Annotated in this window: 18 protein-coding genes; 11 read left to right on the forward strand and 7 right to left on the reverse strand. The window is 73.2% G+C overall.

The genetic code is table 11. The features are described from left to right. Positions 1-83: 83 nt before the first annotated feature. From xylA to ACIPAE_RS22740, 3 genes are all read left to right on the forward strand, one after another. Positions 84-1,265 (forward strand): xylose isomerase, encoded by a 1,182-nt coding sequence (xylA, locus tag ACIPAE_RS22730; protein ID WP_402447478.1) that lies wholly within the window; start codon positions 84-86, stop codon positions 1,263-1,265. Between the two features lie 352 nt (positions 1,266-1,617). Continuing rightward, positions 1,618-3,093: an ABC transporter permease gene (locus ACIPAE_RS22735; RefSeq protein WP_329365451.1), complete on the forward strand. Its 1,476-nt coding sequence runs from the start codon at positions 1,618-1,620 to the stop codon at positions 3,091-3,093. 238 nt (positions 3,094-3,331) lie between these two features. Next, positions 3,332-4,015 (forward strand): ABC transporter ATP-binding protein, encoded by a 684-nt coding sequence (locus ACIPAE_RS22740; RefSeq protein ID WP_366411083.1) that lies wholly within the window; start codon positions 3,332-3,334, stop codon positions 4,013-4,015. Between the two features lie 57 nt (positions 4,016-4,072). Here ACIPAE_RS22740 and ACIPAE_RS22745 read toward each other — a convergent pair whose 3' ends face one another. After that, positions 4,073-4,423, reverse strand: a complete 351-nt coding sequence (locus tag ACIPAE_RS22745; RefSeq protein WP_329373981.1) for a helix-turn-helix domain-containing protein — start codon at positions 4,421-4,423, stop codon at positions 4,073-4,075. Positions 4,424-4,710: 287 nt separating this feature from the next. On the opposite strand from ACIPAE_RS22745, the gene ACIPAE_RS22750 reads away from it, so the two are divergent. Next, positions 4,711-5,406 carry an NADPH-dependent F420 reductase gene (locus tag ACIPAE_RS22750; protein ID WP_402447480.1) on the forward strand — a complete coding sequence of 232 codons (696 nt, stop codon included), beginning with the start codon at positions 4,711-4,713 and terminating at the stop codon, positions 5,404-5,406. Between the two features lie 120 nt (positions 5,407-5,526). Further along, complete coding sequence (locus tag ACIPAE_RS22755; protein ID WP_329365446.1) at positions 5,527-6,693, forward strand: cystathionine gamma-synthase; 1,167 nt, start codon at positions 5,527-5,529, stop codon at positions 6,691-6,693. 141 nt (positions 6,694-6,834) lie between these two features. On the opposite strand, the gene ACIPAE_RS22760 is transcribed toward ACIPAE_RS22755, so the two are convergent. The 3 genes from ACIPAE_RS22760 to ACIPAE_RS22770 form a co-directional block, all read right to left on the reverse strand. After that, a complete protein-coding gene (locus tag ACIPAE_RS22760) occupies positions 6,835-7,032 on the reverse strand; it encodes a hypothetical protein (protein WP_402447482.1) in 198 nt (65 codons plus the stop codon). Then, the gene (locus ACIPAE_RS22765; protein ID WP_366411086.1) at positions 7,029-7,547 is read right to left on the reverse strand and encodes a sigma factor-like helix-turn-helix DNA-binding protein; all 519 of its coding nucleotides are present in this window, start codon (positions 7,545-7,547) and stop codon (positions 7,029-7,031) included. The genes ACIPAE_RS22760 and ACIPAE_RS22765 overlap by 4 nt, the downstream gene beginning before the upstream one ends. 91 nt (positions 7,548-7,638) lie before the next feature. Beyond that, a complete protein-coding gene (locus ACIPAE_RS22770; protein ID WP_328468514.1) occupies positions 7,639-8,151 on the reverse strand; it encodes a MarR family transcriptional regulator in 513 nt (170 codons plus the stop codon). A gap of 213 nt (positions 8,152-8,364) precedes the next feature. On the opposite strand from ACIPAE_RS22770, the gene ilvA reads away from it, so the two are divergent. The 3 genes from ilvA to ACIPAE_RS22785 all read left to right on the forward strand — a co-directional run bounded on the left by ilvA (position 8,365) and on the right by ACIPAE_RS22785 (position 11,740). Continuing rightward, positions 8,365-9,585 (forward strand): threonine ammonia-lyase, encoded by a 1,221-nt coding sequence (gene ilvA / locus ACIPAE_RS22775; RefSeq protein WP_366411087.1) that lies wholly within the window; start codon positions 8,365-8,367, stop codon positions 9,583-9,585. A gap of 245 nt (positions 9,586-9,830) precedes the next feature. After that, positions 9,831-10,880 (forward strand): ATP-binding cassette domain-containing protein, encoded by a 1,050-nt coding sequence (locus tag ACIPAE_RS22780; protein WP_402447485.1) that lies wholly within the window; start codon positions 9,831-9,833, stop codon positions 10,878-10,880. Continuing rightward, positions 10,877-11,740, forward strand: coding sequence for an ABC transporter permease (locus ACIPAE_RS22785; protein ID WP_328468520.1), 864 nt, complete (start codon positions 10,877-10,879; stop codon positions 11,738-11,740). Before ACIPAE_RS22780 ends, ACIPAE_RS22785 begins: the two co-directional genes overlap by 4 nt. A gap of 157 nt (positions 11,741-11,897) precedes the next feature. Here ACIPAE_RS22785 and greA read toward each other — a convergent pair whose 3' ends face one another. Beyond that, complete coding sequence (gene greA, locus ACIPAE_RS22790; RefSeq protein WP_328468522.1) at positions 11,898-12,395, reverse strand: transcription elongation factor GreA; 498 nt, start codon at positions 12,393-12,395, stop codon at positions 11,898-11,900. A 368-nt stretch (positions 12,396-12,763) separates the two neighbouring features. Between greA and ACIPAE_RS22795 the strand changes: the two genes are divergently transcribed. Then, a complete protein-coding gene (locus ACIPAE_RS22795; RefSeq protein ID WP_329365436.1) occupies positions 12,764-13,285 on the forward strand; it encodes a hypothetical protein in 522 nt (173 codons plus the stop codon). A gap of 60 nt (positions 13,286-13,345) precedes the next feature. Here the strand turns inward: ACIPAE_RS22795 and ACIPAE_RS22800 are convergent, their stop codons facing one another. Further along, positions 13,346-13,774: a DUF4307 domain-containing protein gene (locus ACIPAE_RS22800; protein WP_366411089.1), complete on the reverse strand. Its 429-nt coding sequence runs from the start codon at positions 13,772-13,774 to the stop codon at positions 13,346-13,348. A gap of 130 nt (positions 13,775-13,904) precedes the next feature. Here ACIPAE_RS22800 and mca point away from each other — a divergent pair, with 130 nt between their 5' ends. Together mca and ACIPAE_RS22810 are read left to right on the forward strand one after the other, a co-directional pair. Beyond that, positions 13,905-14,777, forward strand: a complete 873-nt coding sequence (gene mca / locus ACIPAE_RS22805) for a mycothiol conjugate amidase Mca (RefSeq protein WP_402447488.1) — start codon at positions 13,905-13,907, stop codon at positions 14,775-14,777. A gap of 29 nt (positions 14,778-14,806) precedes the next feature. Beyond that, entirely contained in the window at positions 14,807-15,034 is a 228-nt protein-coding gene (locus tag ACIPAE_RS22810) for a hypothetical protein (RefSeq protein WP_329365431.1), read from the forward strand. Between the two features lie 18 nt (positions 15,035-15,052). Here ACIPAE_RS22810 and ACIPAE_RS22815 read toward each other — a convergent pair whose 3' ends face one another. After that, entirely contained in the window at positions 15,053-18,229 is a 3,177-nt protein-coding gene (locus ACIPAE_RS22815; RefSeq protein WP_402447647.1) for a tetratricopeptide repeat protein, read from the reverse strand. Between the last annotated feature and the right edge of the window lie 91 nt (positions 18,230-18,320).

Genomic DNA, 18,320 nt, shown 5'->3' on the forward strand with positions numbered 1-18,320 from the left:
GTCCTTTCGCGCGGTTCCTACTTCCCAACCCTGGGCTCGCATACTAATTTGTTCAACAGTCTGACGAATAGGAGCCGACCGCAATGACTTCCGAGACGAACCTCACCCCCACCCCCGCCGACAAGTTCACCTTCGGACTGTGGACGGTCGGCTGGCAAGGCCGCGACCCGTTCGGCGACGCGACCCGCGCCCCGCTCGACCCGGTCGAGTCGGTGAACCGGCTCGCCGAACTGGGCGCGTACGGCGTGACGTTCCACGACGACGACCTGATCCCCTTCGGCTCCTCCGACGCCGAGCGCGACGGCCACATCAAGCGCTTCCGGCAGGCGCTGGACGCCACCGGCATGAAGGTGCCGATGGCCACCACCAACCTCTTCACCCACCCCGTCTTCAAGGACGGCGGCTTCACCTCCAACCTCCGCGAGGTGCGCCGCTTCGCGCTGCGCAAGGTGATCCGCAACATCGACCTGGCCGTGGAGCTGGGCGCCGAGACCTACGTCGCGTGGGGCGGCCGGGAGGGCGCGGAGTCCGGCGGCGCCAAGGACGTCCGGGTCGCGCTGGACCGGATGAAGGAAGCCTTCGACATCCTCGGCCAGTACGTCACCGAGCAGGGCTACAACCTGCGCTTCGCGGTGGAGCCGAAGCCGAACGAGCCGCGCGGCGACATCCTGCTGCCGACCGTCGGCCACGCGCTGGCGTTCATCAACTCGCTGGAGCGCCCCGACATCGTCGGCGTCAACCCCGAGGTCGGCCACGAGCAGATGGCCGGGCTCAACTTCCCGCACGGCATCGCCCAGGCGCTGTGGCACGGCAAGCTCTTCCACCTCGACCTCAACGGCCAGACCGGCATCAAGTACGACCAGGACCTGCGGTTCGGCGCCGGCGACCTGCGCTCGGCCTTCTGGCTGGTCGACCTGCTGGAGCGCGGCGGCTACGAGGGCCCGCGGCACTTCGACTTCAAGCCGCCGCGGACCGAGGACATGTCCGGCGTGTGGGCGTCGGCGGCCGGCGGCATGCGCAACTACCTGATCCTCAAGGAGCGGGCCGCCGCCTTCCGCGCCGACCCGGTGGTCCAGGAGGCGCTGCGCGTCTCCGGCCTGGACGAGCTGGCGCAGACCACGCTGGGCGCCGACGAGTCGCTGGCCGAGCTGCTCGCCGACCGCAGCGCGTACGAGGACTTCGACGCGGACGCGGTGGCCGAGCGCGGGATGGCCTTCGAGGCGCTCGACCAGCTCGCCATGGACCACCTGCTCGGCGTGCGCTGAACCGTACGACCGCTGCACGTCCCCGGTCGGACCGGCGGACCGGCCTGCCGGCCCGTACGCCGGTCCGGGCAACGGACAAGAGTCCCGGACCAACCTGGGGACCGGCTGTGAACAGGCCGTGCGCGGCCTGTTCAAGGAAGAAATCACCTTCCGCTCAGCCGGACCTCATCTCCACGTGCTCTTTCTCAAGCCCCCCTCACTTTCGCCTCACCGCGCCCTCACCGCCGATTCCTAGCGTTGCGCGGCAGTGGGAGCAGGGGCGGACGCCTCGCCCTCCTCGCGTTCGCCCCCGCTCTCCGCACCTCACCCCGGTGCACTCCACTGCCTCTCTCTGCCAAACACGAGGAATCGGATGTTCTTCACGTATCTCCGGCGCGAGCTGCGCCGCCGGCGCAAGGCGGCGCTCGTGGTCGCGCTGGGCCTCGCGCTCGGCATCGGCCTCGTCATCACGGTCGACTCGGTCTCGTCCGGCATGGACCAGGCCCAGGGCAAGGTGCTCAAGTCGCTGTACGGCCTGGGCACCGACATGACGGTCACCAAGGCCGCGCCGGCCGCCGGCACCGGTTCCACCACCCGGCCCAAGTTCGACTTCGACGCGAACAGCGACGGCAAGTCGCAGAGCAGCGACCGGGTCACCGTGCAGGGCTTCCAGACCCTGTCCTCCTCGGTCGTCAGCAGCGTCGGCAAGCAGAAGAACGTCGCGGGCGCGGTCGGCGGGCTCAACCTCCAGGTGCTGAAGATCAACGGCACCTTCACGCCAGGCCAGTTCCAGCAGCGCCAGAGCACCTCCGGCGCGGGTGGCGGGCCCGGCGGCGGCTCCGGCGGCAGCGGCGCGCCGCAGGGCGAGGTCAAGGGCGGCGGCGCGCAGTTCGACGCCAACAGCTACACGCTCTACGGCGTGGACGTCTCCAACCTCTCGCTCGGCCCACTGACCTCCTCCAAGATCACCTCCGGCACCACCTTCACCGCGGCCGACGCCGACGCGAAGGTGATGGTCGCCGACTCCGCGTACGCCAAGCAGAACAAGCTCAAGGTCGGCTCCACCGTCACCGTCAAGGGCACCAAGTACAAGGTGATCGGCATCGCCACCGCCGACAGCGGCGACGCGGCGGCCAACCTCTACCTGCCGCTGAAGCAGGCGCAGACCCTCTCCTCCTCGGCGAACAAGGTCACCACGGTCTACGTCAAGGCGGCCGACTCCAAGCAGATCTCGGGGGTCAAGTCGGAGATCCAGAAGAACATCTCCGGCACCACCGTCACCACCTCCGCCGACCTCGCCTCCACCGTCTCCGGGTCGCTGTCCACGGCGTCGTCGCTCGCCACGAACGTCGGCAAGTGGCTGTCCATCGCGGTGCTGATCGCCGCGTTCCTCGTCGCCGGGCTGCTCACCTCCTCGGCGGTCAGCCGCCGCGTGCGGGAGTTCGGCACGCTCAAGGCGCTCGGCTGGAAGAGCGGCCGGGTCACCCGGCAGGTCATGGGCGAGGCCCTGGTCAACGGCCTGATCGGCGGCGTCCTCGGGATCGCGCTGGGCCTGGCCGGCGCCTTCGCCGTCACCGAGATCAGCCCCAGCCTCACGGCCCAACTCGGCTCCTCCGCCTCCTCCGGCGGCACGGGCGGGCCCGGCGGCGGGGGCCCCGGCGGCTTCGGCGGCGGCGCCCGGCAGGCCGCGTCCAAGACGCTCGACGTCGCCCTGAGCGCGCCCGTCAGCGCCGGCACCATCGTGCTGGCCGTGGGGCTCGCCATCGGCGGCGGCCTGATCGCCGGCGCCTTCGGCGGCTGGCGCGCGTCCCGGCTGCGCCCGGCCGACGCGCTGCGCCGCGTCGAGTAGCCGCGGCTGTGATCGGCCGCCGATCGGCCGCGCCGCCCGCTGATCGGCCTCGCTGATCGGCCTCGCTCGTCGGCCTCGCCGCCCGGCCCCACCCGGTGGCCGGGCAGGGCCGGGTGGCCGCCACCCGGTCACTCGGTCACCTGGCCGCTCCGCCGCGTGACCCCGGCCGTCCGGCCGCCCCCGGGGCCTCTCACCCGGCGGCCACCCCCACTTCCCTTCCGCTCCCAGGAGTCCACCCATGTACCAGCTCAGCGGCGTCACCAAGCGCTATCGCCGGGGCAAGACCAACGTCGACGCCCTGCGCGGCATCGACCTCACCATCGCCGACGGCGACCAGGTCGTCATCCAAGGCCCCACCGGCGGCGGCAAGTCCACCCTGCTCCAGATGCTCGGCGCGCTGGACCGGCCCACCTCAGGCTCGATCGAGTTCGACGGCACCGACCTGGCCAAGCTCAGCGAGGCACGGCTGACCAAGGTCCGCTCGGAGAACATCGGCTTCATCTTCCAGAGCTTCAACCTCATCCCCACGCTCACCGCCCAGGAGAACGTCGAGACCGCGCTGGTGCCGCTCGGGGTCCGCCCGTCGCTGCGCCGCACCCGCGCCGCGGCCGCCCTGGAGTCGGTCGGACTCGGCGAGCGCCTCACCCACCTGCCGTCCGAGCTCTCCGGCGGCCAGCAGCAGCGCGTCGCCATCGCCCGCGCCCTGGTCAAGGAGCCCAAGGTGCTGCTCGCCGACGAGCCGACCGGCAACCTCGACGAGGGCACCCGCGACGACATCATGGCGTTGCTCGAAGGGCTGTGGCGCGACCGCGGCCTCACCTTCATCCTGGTCACCCACGACTCCACCATCGCCAAGCGCGCCCCCCGGCTGGCCACCATCCGCAAGGGCACCCTCACGGTGCGCGAGTCCACCCGCAAGTGAGCCCCCGGGGCGGCGCCGCCGCCGGTCGTCAGCCCGTCGTCGGCCCGCCGCCGGCCGTCAGCTCGCCGCCTGCCCGGCGGCGCGCTCCTGGGCTTCGAGCAGTTCCTCGCCGTGCTCCCGGGTCCAGCGGCCCATCGCGCGCAGCGGGCCGTCCACCAGGCTGGTGCCGAGCGGTGTGAGGCCGTAGTCGACCCGGGGCGGCGCGGCGCGGAAGGCGCGGCGCTCCACCAGGCCGTTGGCGAGCAGGCGGCGCAGCGACTCGGTGAGCACCTTGTCGCTGATCCCGCCGGCCAGCGCCCGCAACTCGGCCCGGCGCAGGGGCCCTTCGCTGAGCCCGGCGAGGATCACCGGGTCCCAGGTGTGGGCGAACAGCTCGGTGGCCGCGCGCAGCCGGCAGTCCACGAGCAGCCGCTCGCAGGAGGCGTCCCCGGGGTTCCGGGTGGTGGGGGCGCCTCGGTTCTCCCGGGCGTCGTGCGGGGCCCGGGTGCCGGTCGCCGGTTCGGCCGTCACCGGTGCGGCGGTCGTCGGTGCCGTGGTCGCCGGTGCGGTGGTCGTCGGGGTGGCGCGGTCGTCGTCCATCGTGCCGCCATGGTCCCGCATCCGTTTCCTACCGTCCGGTGCGCGTCGGTTTTCCTACGGTGGCGGTCCCGCGGCGGCCTCGACCCGCAAGCCGCCCACACCTTCGGGAGCACACGATGAGGATCGGGATTCTCGGCACCGGAAACCTGGCGACCGCGCTGGGGGCGGCCTGGGTACGGGCCGGGCACGACGTGGTGGTCGGCGGCCGTTCGCCGGAGAAGGCCGCCGCGGCGGCGGCCGCGATGGGCGCCGGTACGGTCACCGGTGATCCGGGCCGTGGCGGTACGGCCGCCCGTGGCACCGCCCGCGCGGGGGCCACCCCTGCTGAGGCCGTCGCCGGGCAGGACGCCGTGCTGCTCGCCGTCACCTGGACCGGGGTGCCCGACATCCTGCGCGCGGCGGGCGCCGCCGGCGGCGCGCTGTCCGGGACCGTGCTGATCGACCCGGTCAACGCGGTGGACCACGGCGTCGGCGAGCACCTCGTGGCCGACGGCCGGGCCGCCGCCGAGCACATCGCGGAACTCGCCCCGGGCGCACACGTGGTCAAGGCGTTCCACCTCTTCCCCGCGGACCAGTGGTCGCCCGGCCGCGCACCGGTCACCGTACCGATCGCGGGCGACGACGAGGCGGCCCTGCACACCGCCGCCGGCCTCGTCCGCGACGCCGGCGCCGAGCCCGCGGCCGTCGGGCCGCTGCGCCGCGCGCGCCAACTGGAGGAAGCGGCGGGCCTGGTGATCGCCCTGGTCTTCGCCGGGCACGACCCGGGCGCGGCCGTCCCCCACGTGCCGGCCCGCGCCACCGCGCGGGCCTGAGCCGCCCCGGCCGCCGGGCGCGGACCCGCCCGGTCGGAACGGGGGCGCGCGCCACGCCGTACGATCCGGCGCGTTGCGCCGATCAGCGGGTCACGGTGCTCGGCGGCTACGCTCGGCGGCATGAACGATAGCCCTCACCACCCGCGTGCGCACCAGCACTTCGAGACCCTGGCGATCCACGCCGGCCAGCCGGCCGACGCGCAGACCGGTGCGGTGGTCACGCCGATCTACCAGGTCTCGACGTACAAGCAGGACGGCGTCGGTGGACTGCGCGGCGGTTACGAGTACAGCCGCTCGGCCAACCCGACCCGCACCGCGCTCGAACAGAACCTCGCCGCCCTCGAAGGCGGCAGCCGCGGCCTCGCCTTCGCGTCCGGCCTGGCCGCGGAGGACTGCCTGCTGCGTACGGTGCTGACGCCCGGCGACCACGTGGTCATCCCCAACGACGCCTACGGCGGCACCTTCCGGCTCTTCTCGAAGGTCGCCGAGCGGTGGGGCGTGCGGTGGTCGGTCGCCGACACCTCCGACGTGCAGGCGGTACGCGACGCCGTACGGCCGGAGACGAAGCTGATCTGGGTGGAGACGCCGTCCAACCCGCTGCTCGGCATCACCGACATCGCCGCGCTCGCCGGGGTGGCGCACCAGGCCGGGGTGCGGCTGGTGGTCGACAACACCTTCGCCAGCCCCTACCTCCAGCAGCCGCTGGCGCTGGGCGCGGACGTGGTGGTGCACTCCATGACCAAGTACATGGGCGGGCACTCCGACGTCGTCGGCGGTGCGCTGGTCACCTCCGACGCCGCGCTCGGCGAGGAGTTGGCGTACCACCAGAACGCGATGGGCGCGGTGGCCGGGCCGTTCGACGCGTGGCTGGTCATGCGCGGGATCAAGACGCTCGCGGTGCGGATGGACCGGCACAGCGAGAACGCCGGGCGGATCGCGGAGATGCTGGCGGGCCACGGCAAGGTCACCCGGGTCTACTACCCCGGGCTCGCCTCGCACCCCGGGCACGAGGTCGCGGCGAAGCAGATGCGGGGGTTCGGCGGGATGGTGTCCTTCCAGGTGGCCGGCGGTGAGGAGGCGGCGGTCGCCGTCTGCGACCGTGCGGAGCTCTTCACGCTCGGGGAGTCGCTCGGCGGGGTGGAGTCGCTCATCGAGCACCCGGGGCGTATGACGCATGCGTCTGTGGCCGGTTCCGCGCTCGAGGTTCCGGCGGACCTCGTCCGTATCTCGGTCGGCATCGAAGCGGTGGACGACCTCATCGACGATCTTCGCGGCGCGCTCGGCTGATCCACCCGGGTGCCCCGGTCCGACGGTCGAGGGACCACCTGCCGGTTTGGGTGCTCGCGCGGGGGGTGGTTGCTCGCCGTGTCCAAGGGCAGCCCCCAGGGGGTGGTCCCGGCGCCGGCAGGGCTGGGGCACCCGGGGGGTTCAGGCGAGGAGGAGCACTGCCGTGGTGGCCGCGGCGAGGAGGACCGCGCAGAGCGCGTAGCGCACGATGCGGCGGCGCCGTAGGAGGTGGCGGCCCCGCGCGGCGGCGCGCTCCGCGAGGTCGGAGGGCACCAGCGGGTGCGGGGTGTCGAGTTGCCGCCGCAACTCGTCCTCGCGCCGGTTCGGCGGCGCACTCACCGTCCGACCGCCGAGGCCGTACGGGACCGGGACCGTGCGGCCCGGGGGCCGACCCGGGCCGGCCGGCTGCGCAGCCTCGCCCCGCTGTGCGCGGCGATCTCCCCGACCCGTTCGACCCCCATCCCGAGCAGCGCCGCGGTCTGCTCCTCCCCGATCCCCTCGAAGTACCGCATGGTGATGATGAGCCGCTCGCGCGCGGAGAGCCCGTCGAGGGCGCCGCCGCGCAGGCGGCGCCAGGGCCGGTAGGCGTACCGCACGAACAGCTCGGTGCGCGCCCGGTCGTAGGGGTCGTCGCCGTCGAGCAGGTGCTGCCAGTCCGCGTAGAGCCGGGCGAGCGCGGCGGTGAGCAGCCGCTCGGCGGCGGCCCGGTCGCCGGTGAGGAGGAGGGCGGAGTGCAGCAGCCGTCCGCCCGCGCCCGCGACGAACGCCGCGAACTCGGCGTCCCGGCGGGTCCCCGCGACCGCCCGGCGCTGACGCCCTGGAGTGCGTCCTGGAGTGCGCCCTGGAGTCCCCACGCGGCCATGGGACGGCACGCCCGGGCCCGGGGTCAATACTCGTGCGTGACCCGGGTCACACCGGTTCGGCGGCGCCGGTGCGGGGGTGCGCTCAGCGGCCGACGATGTCCTCGCCGCGGTCCGGCTCGCCGCGCTGCCCGAACCCGGAGTGCCAGTCGGCCAGCGCGATGTTGAAGCGGCCCAGCAGCTCGGTGAACAGCTCCCGTTCCCGCGGCGACCAGTCCTCGGTCACCTTGGCCATCAACTCCCGCCGGGAGTCGCGTACTTCGCCCAGCCGACCGCGGCCGCGCGGGGACAGCGCGAGGACGACCGCACGTCCGTCCTCGGGGTGGGAGGTGCGCTTGACCAGGCCGGTGTCGACCAGCGGCGCGACCTGGCGGGTGACCGTGGAGGAGTCGATGCCCATCGCCTCGGCGAGTGCCTTGACGCCCATCGGGCCCTCGTGGTCGAGCCGGTTGAGCAGGAGGTAGGCGGCGCGGTCCATGGAGTTGCGGGCCCTGCCGACACCGCCGAGCCGGGTCTGCTCGGCGCGGCGGGCGAAGAGGGCGACCTGGTGCTGGAGGCTCTCAAGGAGTTCGGTCGAGGTCTCCGGAGGGTTGGACATGACCTTGAAGCTCGCGTTCTGTCGGTCCGGTGGAGTACCGGTGAGGGTTCCGGTCGAAGGTGGGATGAGCGGGGGATGAGCGGGAGGTACGGCGCGGGTACGGCGGGAAGTTGGGAGAAGAGTACGCGGCCACGGTCACCGCGGGGAGCTTCTGTCGACTTCCCGGGCAAAGGGTTGGCCGGGATCGCGAGGTCGGACTGCGAGACTGGGCGCATGGACAACAATCGGCTCCGGTCGATCACCCTGGATGACGTGCGCGGAGCCCACAAGATGCTCTCCGGGGTCGCCCGGATCACCGCGATGGAGACCTCCCGCCACTTGTCGTCGCTGGTCGGGGCGCCGGTGCATCTCAAGTGCGAGAACCTCCAGCGCACCGGGTCGTTCAAGATCCGCGGCGCGTACGTGCGGATCGCCGGGCTGCGCCCGGAGGAGCGCGCGGCCGGCGTGGTGGCCGCGAGCGCCGGCAACCACGCGCAGGGCGTCGCGCTCGCCGCGTCGCTGCTCGGCGTGCGCTCGACGGTGTTCATGCCCATGGGCGCCCCGCTGCCCAAGGTGGCCGCGACCCGCGACTACGGCGCCGAGGTCCGGCTGCACGGCACGGTCGTCGACGAGACGCTGCGCGCGGCGATCGCGTACGCGGAGCGGACCGGCGCGGTGTTCATCCACCCCTTCGACCACCCGGACATCATCGCCGGGCAGGGCACGGTGGGCCTGGAGGTGCTGGAGCAGTGCCCCGAGGTGCGGACCGTGGTGGTCGGCGTCGGCGGTGGCGGGCTGGTGGCGGGGATGGCGGTGGCGATCAAGGCGCTGCGGCCGGATGTGCGGGTCGTCGGGGTGCAGGCGGCGGGCGCGGCGGCGTATCCGCCCTCGCTCGCGGCGGGGCGGCCGATAGCGCTGGGCTCGGTGGCGACCATGGCGGACGGCATCATGGTCGGCCGGCCGGGCGACGTGCCGTTCGCGCTGGTCAAGGAGCTGGTCGACGACGTGGTGACGGTCTCCGAGGACGACCTGTCGTCGGCGCTGCTGCTGTGTCTTGAACGGGCGAAGCTGGTGGTGGAGCCGGCCGGGGCCAGTTCGGTGGCGGCGCTGCTGGCGGCGCCGCGGTCCTTCGAGGGCCCGGTGGTGGCGGTGCTGTCGGGCGGGAACGTGGACCCGTTGCTGATGCAGCGCATCCTGCGGCACGGCATGTCGGCGGCCGGCCGCTACCTGTCGCTGCGGCTGCGGCTCACCGACCGACCGGGCGCGCTGGCCGGGCTGTTGAGCACATTGTCAGAGGCGGATGCCAATGTGCTCGACATCAGCCACATGCGCACCGACCCGCGGCTCGGCCTCACCGAGGCGGAGGTCGAGGTGCACCTGGAGACGAAGGGGCCCGAGCACCGCGCGGTGGTCGCGACGGTCCTGGAGGACGCCGGCTACCGGGTGATCGGCTGAGCGGGCGGCGCGGCCCGGGAAGACCGGGCCCGGGAAAACCGGGCCCCGGAAAAACCGGTTGACGCGATATATCGCGTCTGGCATGCTCGCGGACTATCGCGAAGACGCCCGTCGACCGATGAGTTCCGGTCGGCGCACCGGTCGAACGGGCACGAGGCAGCGGGCCCGGCCGCGGGCACGCGGCTGCCGCCCCGGTACGCGTCCCGCGTACGCGCACACACAGATCACCGACGGGAGCGAAAGACATGGCGGGCGCCATCTACGCCGAAGGTCTGGTCAAGACCTTCGGAGACGTCAGAGCACTGGGGGGAGTGGATCTCGACGTGCCGGAAGGCACCGTCCTCGGCCTGCTCGGGCCCAACGGCGCGGGGAAGACCACCGCCGTCCGGGTCCTGACCACACTGCTCCGCCCCGACAGCGGCAAGGCCGTCGTCGCGGGCATCGACGTGCTCAAGCACCCCAACGAGGTCCGCCGGCACATCGGGCTGTCCGGCCAGTTCGCGGCCGTCGACGAGTACCTCACCGGCCGCGAGAACCTGCAGATGGTCGCGCAGCTCTACCAGCTCGACGCGAAGCGGGCCAAGGCGCGCGCCGACGAACTGCTGGAGCGGTTCAACCTCGCCGACGCCGCCAACCGCGTCTCCAAGACCTACTCCGGCGGTATGCGCCGCCGGCTCGACCTGGCCGCCGCCCTCGTGGTCAGCCCGCCGGTGATGTTCATGGACGAACCCACCACCGGGCTCGACCCGCGCAACCGGCAGCAGTTGTGGGAGGTCATCCAGGAACTGGTGGCCGGCGGCACCACCTTGCTGCTCACCACGCAGTACCTGGAGGAGGCCGACCACCTCGCGCACGACATCTGCGTCATCGACCACGGCCTGGTGATCGCCCGCGGCACCTCCGACCAGCTCAAGGCGCAGACCGGCGGCGAGCGGATCGAGGTCGTCGCCCACGACCAGGGCCGGATCGAGGACACCGTGGCCGTGCTGGTCCGGCACGGCAAGGGCGGCCGGGACGCCGTCACCGTCGAGCAGCACACCCGCAAGGTCACCGTGCCGGTCGCCGGCGGCGCCAAGCTGCTGGCCGAGGTGATCCGCGACCTCGACGCCGAGAGCATCGAGATCGACGACATCGGGCTGCGCCGCCCCACCCTCGACGACGTGTTCCTCTCCCTCACCGGGCACACCGCCGAGGAGTCCGAGGCGCAGGCCGCGGAGGCCGCCGAACGCGCCGGCTCCGACTCCGGCTCCGGTGACGACCAGCAGGCCGCTTCGGCGAAGGAGAGCACGAAATGAGCGCCGTCACCGGCACCCCCGAGACCCCGCACGCCACCCTCGCGCCGACCCCGCGCGGCGGCGTGCTGGGCTCCCTGCACGACTCCCTGGTCGTCGCCAAGCGCAACCTGCTGCGGATGATGCGCATCCCCGAGGTCGTGATCTTCGGCCTGTTCCAGCCGATCATGTTCGTGGTGCTGTTCAGCTACGTCTTCGGCGGCTCGGTCGCCGTCGGCGGGTCGTCCAACGCCTCCGACTACCGCAACTTCCTGATGGCGGGCATCTTCGCGCAGACCGTCACCTTCGCCACCGCGGGCGCCGGCGCGGGCATCGCCGACGACATGCACAAGGGCCTGATCGACCGGTTCCGCTCGCTGCCGATGTCGCGCGGCGCGGTGCTCACCGGCCGTACCCTCGCCGACCTGGTGCAGACGGCGCTGACCGTGGTCGTCCTCGCCTGCGTCGGACTGCTGGTCGGCTGGCGCATCCACAACGGCGTGCCGAAGATGTTCGGCGCGTTCGCGCTCCTGCTGCTGCTCGGCTACGCCTTCTCCTGGATCGGCGCGCTGATCGGCCTGTCGGTGCGCACCCCCGAGGCGGCCACCTCCGGCGGCCTGGTCTGGCTCTTCCCGGTCACCTTCGTGTCCAACGCGTTCGTCTCCCCGGAGAACATGACGCCGTGGCTGCGGCACATCGCCGAGTGGAACCCGTTCAGCGCCACCGTCCAGGCGAGCCGCACGCTCTTCGGCAACCCGGGCGTGGTCAAGTCCTCGGCCTGGCCGATGGAGCACCCGGTGTGGGCCTCGCTGGCCTGGTCGGTGGTCATCGTGGCGATCTTCCGCACCCTCGCGGTGCGCAAGTACCGCTCCGCGGCCTCCTAGCCGGTCCCGTACGAGGCCGTACACAGCCCGTACGCAGGCCGTACGCGCCGGTACGCCCGCGCCCCGGACGTACGCCGTACACGTACGCAGCCCCGGCCGTCACCCGACGGCCGGGGCTGCGTCATGCGTGCCGCGAGGGCGGCGCCGCGCGGAGGGCTCAGCCCTGGTACGGCTTCACGTCGAGGACCTTCACCGCCGCCGTCTTGCCGTTCGGCAGCTCGTACGTGGCGTCCTCGCCCTTGCGCTTGCCGGCCACACCCCGGCCGAGCGGCGACTGCGGCGAGTACGTGTCGAGGTCGCTGCCGACCCCCTCGCGCGAGCCGAGCAGGAAGGTCAGCGTGTCGTCCGGGTCGCCGTCGAACGCGATGGTCACCACCATGCCGGGCGCCACCACACCGTCGTCGGCCGGCGCCTCGCCGACCTTCGCGGTCTCCAGGATCTGGTTGAGCTGCCGGATGCGCAGCTCCAGCTTGCCCTGGTCCTCACGCGCCGCGTGGTAGCCGGCGTTCTCCTTGAGATCGCCTTCCTGACGGGCTTCCTCGATCTTGGCGACGATCTCGGCGCGGGCCGGACCAGACAGATGCTCCAGCTCGGCCTTGAGCTGGTCGTACGCCGCCTGGGTGAGCCAGGTGACGTTGTCGCTGGTCTGGGTCACAGGTGCTCCTCGTCGGTACTGTCATGCGGTGTGCGTATGCGTGTCCCTTTCCGGTGAACAAGTGCATTGCCAGCCGGTGCAGGGACGAAACCACGAGCCTAACAATTCCTGACCGGCGAGGCGGCCTCGTCCTGCCGGTCCGCGGCCACTCGGCGGCCGGCGGGCGGGTCCCGGGCGGGCACCGGGCGGGGCCCCGGGCGCGTCCCGCACGCGCCTCGAACGCGTTTCCGGGCCTCGTGGAGCCCTTCTGGCGCGTGCCGCTCGGCGCGCGGCCGACATGCGGCGGCGCCCCCGGCCGGGTGCGGGGAGATATGCCCCACATGCGGTTACATCGTGCGGAGCGACCGTACTGCGCGAAGGGTGGCAGCGTGCCGGACAGCCCGAGCCGGGACACGGCTTACACGACCCTGGGCGTGCCGCGGCAGCGCCTGCTGTTCGGCGGCGTGTACGGGACGGTGCTCGCCAGTTCCCTCGCGTCCGCCCTCGACCACGACACCGGCCAGCCCAACCCCGGCTACGACGCGCTGTGGATTCTGCTGGCCGCGGTCACGGCGGCCGCGGCCCACGGTTACGCGCACACCATCTCCCACTGGTCGGCCGGCGGCGGCAAGAAGGCCACCGTCGAGACGCTCCGGTCGATGCGGGACGAGTGGCCGCTGGTCGCCGCCGTGATGCCGACGCTGTTCGTGCTCCTGGGCGCGTCCGCCGGGTGGTGGAGCGAGAGCGGCGGCACCAGCGTCGTCCTGATCGTCAACACCGCGACGCTCTTCGGATGGGGGCTGTGGGCGGCCCGCGCGGCGGGTCAGGGCTGGGGGCCGTCCTGCCGGGTCGGCGGCGTGGACGTGCTGATCGGCCTGTTCATCGTGGGCGCGAACGTGCTCAGCCACTGACGGGAGCGGGGCCGGGCGGCCGGCCCGGGGCCTGCCCTTCGGCCGTCCTCCGGCTGCTCGTCAGCTGTTCTTCGCGGTCTGGCAGCCCACGAGTTCGCCGGTGGTGCCCAGCGCCGTGGTGCGGAGCGTCACGATCGTGTCGACGTCCTTGGCGTGCTGGGTGATCCGTACGTCCTTGCGCCCGACCTCGTTGTGGTCGGTGTCCTGGGAGCGGACCGTGCAGATCGCGACGGTGCCGGCGCCCTTGTGGACTTCGAGGTGGATCTGCAGGGAGTGGTCGGTCACCGCCTTGAAGGAGACGACCTGCGCGCTGATCTTGTTCCCGGTCAGCGAGTGCCAGGCGAAGTAGCCGATGCCGACCGCCAGGAGCGCGCCCAGCACGACCGCGGCCCTGCGCAGGGCGCGGTCCTTGCGGGCGTCCGCGTCCGGGCCGCCGCCGTAACGCCCTTCGGGCAGCGCGGGTGCCGGGCCAGGCTGCACGGCCGTCATGATCGTCCCTCCGTCGGGGAACCGCGGAATTATTCGCCCCCGTCTCCCGTCACTATAGGGAGGTTCCCCCGGGTGACTTCGGAGGGGGTTCGACACTGTTGTGAAGACCGGAGACCTAAGGAAGCCAGCCTTGACCGATCAGCTTCGACTGATGGCCGTGCACGCCCACCCCGACGACGAGTCGAGCAAGGGTGCGGCCACCATGGCCAAGTACGTGTCAGAGGGGGTCGACGTGCTGGTGGCGACGTGCACCGGCGGCGAGCGCGGCTCCGTGCTCAACCCCAAGCTACAGGGCGACGCCTATATCGAGGAGCACATCCACGAGGTCCGGGCCAAGGAGATGGACGAGGCCCGGCAGATCCTCGGCGTGAAGCAGGCGTGGCTCGGCTACGTGGACTCGGGGCTGCCCGAGGGCGACCCGCTGCCGCCGCTGCCCGAGGGCTGCTTCGGCCTGGAGGACGTGGACACCGCGGCCGGCGTGCTGGTGAAGCTCATCCGCGAGTTCCGGCCGCAGGTGATCACCACCTACGACGAGAACGGCGGCTACCCGCACCCCGACCACATCATGACCCACAAGATCTCGGTGGTGGCGTTCGAGGCGGCGGGGGACCCCGAGCGCTACCCCGAGGCGGGCGAGCCCTGGACCCCCTCGAAGCTCTACTACAACCAGGGCTTCAACAAGGCCCGCACGCTCGCCCTGCACGAGGCGCTGCTCGCCCGCGGCCTGGAGTCCCCGTACGAGGACTGGATCAAGCGGTTCGAGGAGTCCGACCGGCCCGAGCGCAACCTGACCACCCACGTGCCGTGCGGCGACTTCTTCGAGATCCGTGACAAGGCGCTGCTCGCCCACGCCACCCAGATCGACCCCGACGGCGGCTGGTTCCGGGTCCCGATGGACGTCCAGCGCGAGGTCTGGCCCACCGAGGACTACGAACTCGCCCGCTCCCGGGTGGACGTCTCCCTGCCCGAGGACGACCTGTTCGCGGGCGTTCGCGGGGCCTGACCTCCGGGGCCTCGCGGGCCTGAGCAACAATGGAGGGCGTGACTGACTACCACGCCCTCCACCACCTTGTCCCGCTCGCCCAGGAGCTCGACAAGAACAAGGTGACCCCAGGGCTGCTCGGGTTCGTGGTCTTCGCCGTGATCGCGGTGGGCCTGTGGGCGCTGATGAAGAACATGAACAAGCAGATGAAGAAGATCGACTTCGAGGAGCAGCCGGCTCCCGACACGAAGCCGAAGATCCCGGCGGCGCGGGAGTAACCGCGCGGCGGCCCGCCGCTACGTCGGGACCGCCATCACCATCCGGGCAGACCTCGTCGGGGTCATGCCCAGCCTCCACGCGTCCCAGGGCGACCCGGGGACGATGGAACCGCGGGCGAGCAGCAGCAGGTGCGCCTCGGCGTACTCCGTGAGATCGGGGTCGCGCTCGGGGAAGGACTCGGCCAGCAGCGCCTGGAGCTCCTCACGGGCCCGGGTGGTGCCGTCGGGCCCGGCCGGGTCCGGCGGCAGCAGCGGCAGCACCGTGGCCCGCAGGAAGACCGCCCAGTCATGGCCGCGCCGGTCCCCGAGCGAGGCGAAGAGCTCCGCCGCCTCGTCCAGCAGCGTCAGCGCCTCCAGCAGCCGCCCGTTCCCCGCGTCGATCACCGCCAGCTCCACGCACGACCACGCCTCGCCGTGCTCCACCCCGATCCGCCGGAAGTCCTGCCGGGCGTCCTGGAGCAGCTGCCGGGCGAACCCGCTGTTGCGCAGGTTCCCGGTGCGGGCCGCCCGCTGGTCCCGGGTCACCCGCGCGGAGTGGTGCCGGGCGCACGCCAGCCCGTAGACGTCCCGCATCCGGGAGAACATGCTGCGCGACCGCTCCAGGGTGCGCAGCGCCGCGTCGGTGTCGCCGCTCTCCTCCAGCGCGTGCCCGAGGTAGTACAGCGTCCACGCCTCGCCGCGGGCGTCCTCACTGGTCCGGTGCCGCTGCACCGCCTCGTCCAGGTCGCGGGCGGCCTCCCGCGCCTCGCCCCGCATCAGCCGCGCACGGGCCTGCTGGGTGAGCGTCCACGCGGTGCCGCGCGGGTCACGGGCCAGGGCGTACGACCGCCCGGCCGCGCGCAGTTCCTCCTCGCCCTCCGCCAGCCGGCCCAACCGCAGGTAGACCTGGCCGAGTTGGAGGTGCGCCCAGGCCTCGCCCTGCACGCTCTCGTTCTCCCGGTGCAGCGCCAGCGACTCCTGGAGCAGTCCGAGCGCCTGCCCGACCTGGCCCATGTCCCGCAGTACCGCGGCGAGCGCGTGCAGCGTCCAGGCCCGGTCCTCCTCCAGCCCGGGCGCCGCCTGGATGTCGACGGCCTCGCGCAGCCGCAGTTCGGCCTCCCGCAGGTTGCCCTGGTGGTGCAGGGTGATGCCGAGGCTGTCCAGCGCGCGGGCGGCGCCGGCCGGGTGCTCGGCCTCGAAGTACAGGTCCACCACCGCGCTGAGGGTGGACTTCGAACGGTCCAGCTCGCCGAGCTGCCGGGCCGCGATGCCGGTCCGCCACTGCACCGACCGCACCAGCACCGAACGGTCGTCCTCGGTGCCCGAGCGCAGCCCCGCGGCCTGCTGCGCCTGGGCCATCTCGCTGATCTCGCCCAGCCGGTACAGGTCGCCGCGCAGCAGGCAGTAGTCGCACAGCGCGCCCAGCAGCGCCTGCACGGCGGACTGGTCCACGCCCGCGGTGTCGCGCAGCGCGGCGGTGATGAACGAGGACTCCTCGTCCAGCCAGCGCAGCGCGAGTTCGAGGGAGGCGAAGCCGTGCGGCCCGAACCGGCCGGCCCGGGTCGAGGTCTTCCCCTCGACCAGCCGGATCACGGTGTCGGCCAGGTCGGCGTAGGAGCGGATCAGCCGTTCGTGGGCGGCGGCCCGCTCGACCGGGTCCTCCTCGTCGAGCAGCCGCTCCGCGGCGAAGGCCCGGACCAGGTCGTGCGGCCGGTAGCGGCTGCCGCGGACGTTCTCCAGCAGCCCGGCGGCGGCCAGTTCGGCCAGCCGGCGGCCGGCCTCCTGCTCGTCGGTGGCCAGCAGCGCCGCGGCCGCGGCCGCCCCGAAACTGGCCCGGCCGGCGAGCGCGAGGCGGCGCAGCAGGCGGCGGCCCGGCTCGGGCTGGTCGTGGTAGCGCAGCGCGAGCACCCGGTCGACCGGGTCGCGCGGCCCGAACACCTCGATGTCGTCGGCCAGTCCGGCCGCGCCGCCGTGCTCGGCGAGCCCGGAGGCCGCGATCCGCAGCGCGATCGGCAGGCCCGCGGTCAACTCGCGCAGCCGCTCGGCCTGTTCGGGCGGCGCGGTGTCGGTACCGGCCGCGTCGGCGATCTCGCCGAGCAGTTCGAAGGTGTCGTCGAGGTTCAACGGGCCGACCGGCAGGTGATGCACGACCGCGCCCGGCAGATCCGGGTCGAACGGCTCGGCGGAGGTGACCAGCACCAGGCTCTCGGAGCGCTCCGGCACCAGCTGCCGGATCTGCTCGGCGTCGGCCGCGTCGTCCAGCACGATCACCACCGGCACGCCGGTCAGGTGCTGCTGGTACTGCTCGGCGAGGCGGCGCATGTGCTGGCCCTGGTCCTGCCGCTCCGGCCGCTCCCGGAAGAGGAGCTGGTCGCGGGGCGCGCCGAGCCGGTTGAGCAGGTGCAGCAGCGCGTCCCTGACCGGCAGCGGCGCGGCGCCCGCGCCGCGCAGGTCCACCACGCACGCGCCCTTGAACTGGTCCTTCAACTCCCTTGCCGCGCGCACTGCGAGGGCGCTGCGGCCACCGCCGGCCGGGCCGTGCAGGACCACGACCGTGGGGCGTACGGCAGTTGACGCGCGGGCCTGGTGCACCCACTGCGCGATCTGGGCGAGGTGGCCGCGCCGGCCGGCGAACGGCCCCTCGGTCTCCGGAAGTTGGCCGAACGACTGCTCCAGGACCGCCCGGGCCCGGGCGGCGGCGCTGCGGTCCCCGCCGCGCCGCGCCTTGGTGGCCGCGGCCCGCTCCGGTACGGGCGGCGGCACCGGTGCGGGCGGGGCCGGGGAAGCGGGTGCGGGCGCGGGCCCGCGGGTGGGCGGCGGCGCGGTCGCGCGCGGCGGCTCGGGCGCGGCGGTGCGCTGCCTGGCGATCGATGGGGCGCCCGCGCCGGATGCGGAGCCCTGCGTGGAGCCCTGCGCGGAGCTCTGTGCGGAGCCGGATGCGGAGCCCGGTGCGGCCGGCCGGGCGTCCAGCACGAACGGCCTTATCCCGCGCTGCTCCACCGCCGCCAGCCACGCCGACCTGGCCTGCGCGGCGCCGGCGGGCAGCGCCTGGTGCGCCCGGAGGGTGCGCAGCGCCGCCACGCAGAAGGTCGCGGCGCCGGTGGCGAGGCCGGTGATCACGGCGGCGCCGGCCGACAGCCCGTGCCCGAGGTCGAGGCCGAAGGCGACCACCGCGGCCACGATCGCGGCGAGTCCTGGCACCGAACCGGGCGCCATCGCCGAGACGTTGGAGGCTGCCCGGCCCTCGCGCAGCGCCTTGCGGTAGGCGGTGTACTCCTCGGGAGCGGCACCCGCAAGGTCGTCCAAC

This window comes from Streptomyces sp. NPDC087270, assembly GCF_044744625.1.
In the GTDB taxonomy this organism is placed as follows: Bacteria; Actinomycetota; Actinomycetes; order Streptomycetales; family Streptomycetaceae; genus Actinacidiphila.

What these genes read in the sequence shown, in the direction of transcription:
- xylA (WP_402447478.1), top strand. Translation starts at nt 84, where the DNA reads ATGACTTCCGAGACGAACCTCACCCCCACCCCCGCCGACAAGTTCACC.
- ACIPAE_RS22735 (WP_329365451.1), top strand. Translation starts at nt 1,618, where the DNA reads ATGTTCTTCACGTATCTCCGGCGCGAGCTGCGCCGCCGGCGCAAGGCG.
- ACIPAE_RS22740 (WP_366411083.1), top strand. Translation starts at nt 3,332, where the DNA reads ATGTACCAGCTCAGCGGCGTCACCAAGCGCTATCGCCGGGGCAAGACC.
- ACIPAE_RS22750 (WP_402447480.1), top strand. Translation starts at nt 4,711, where the DNA reads ATGAGGATCGGGATTCTCGGCACCGGAAACCTGGCGACCGCGCTGGGG.
- ACIPAE_RS22755 (WP_329365446.1), top strand. Translation starts at nt 5,527, where the DNA reads ATGAACGATAGCCCTCACCACCCGCGTGCGCACCAGCACTTCGAGACC.
- ACIPAE_RS22770 (WP_328468514.1), bottom strand. Translation starts at nt 8,151, where the DNA reads ATGTCCAACCCTCCGGAGACCTCGACCGAACTCCTTGAGAGCCTCCAG.
- ilvA (WP_366411087.1), top strand. Translation starts at nt 8,365, where the DNA reads ATGGACAACAATCGGCTCCGGTCGATCACCCTGGATGACGTGCGCGGA.
- ACIPAE_RS22780 (WP_402447485.1), top strand. Translation starts at nt 9,831, where the DNA reads ATGGCGGGCGCCATCTACGCCGAAGGTCTGGTCAAGACCTTCGGAGAC.
- ACIPAE_RS22785 (WP_328468520.1), top strand. Translation starts at nt 10,877, where the DNA reads ATGAGCGCCGTCACCGGCACCCCCGAGACCCCGCACGCCACCCTCGCG.
- ACIPAE_RS22800 (WP_366411089.1), bottom strand. Translation starts at nt 13,774, where the DNA reads ATGACGGCCGTGCAGCCTGGCCCGGCACCCGCGCTGCCCGAAGGGCGT.
- ACIPAE_RS22810 (WP_329365431.1), top strand. Translation starts at nt 14,807, where the DNA reads ATGGAGGGCGTGACTGACTACCACGCCCTCCACCACCTTGTCCCGCTC.
- ACIPAE_RS22815 (WP_402447647.1), bottom strand. Translation starts at nt 18,229, where the DNA reads ATGGCGCCCGGTTCGGTGCCAGGACTCGCCGCGATCGTGGCCGCGGTG.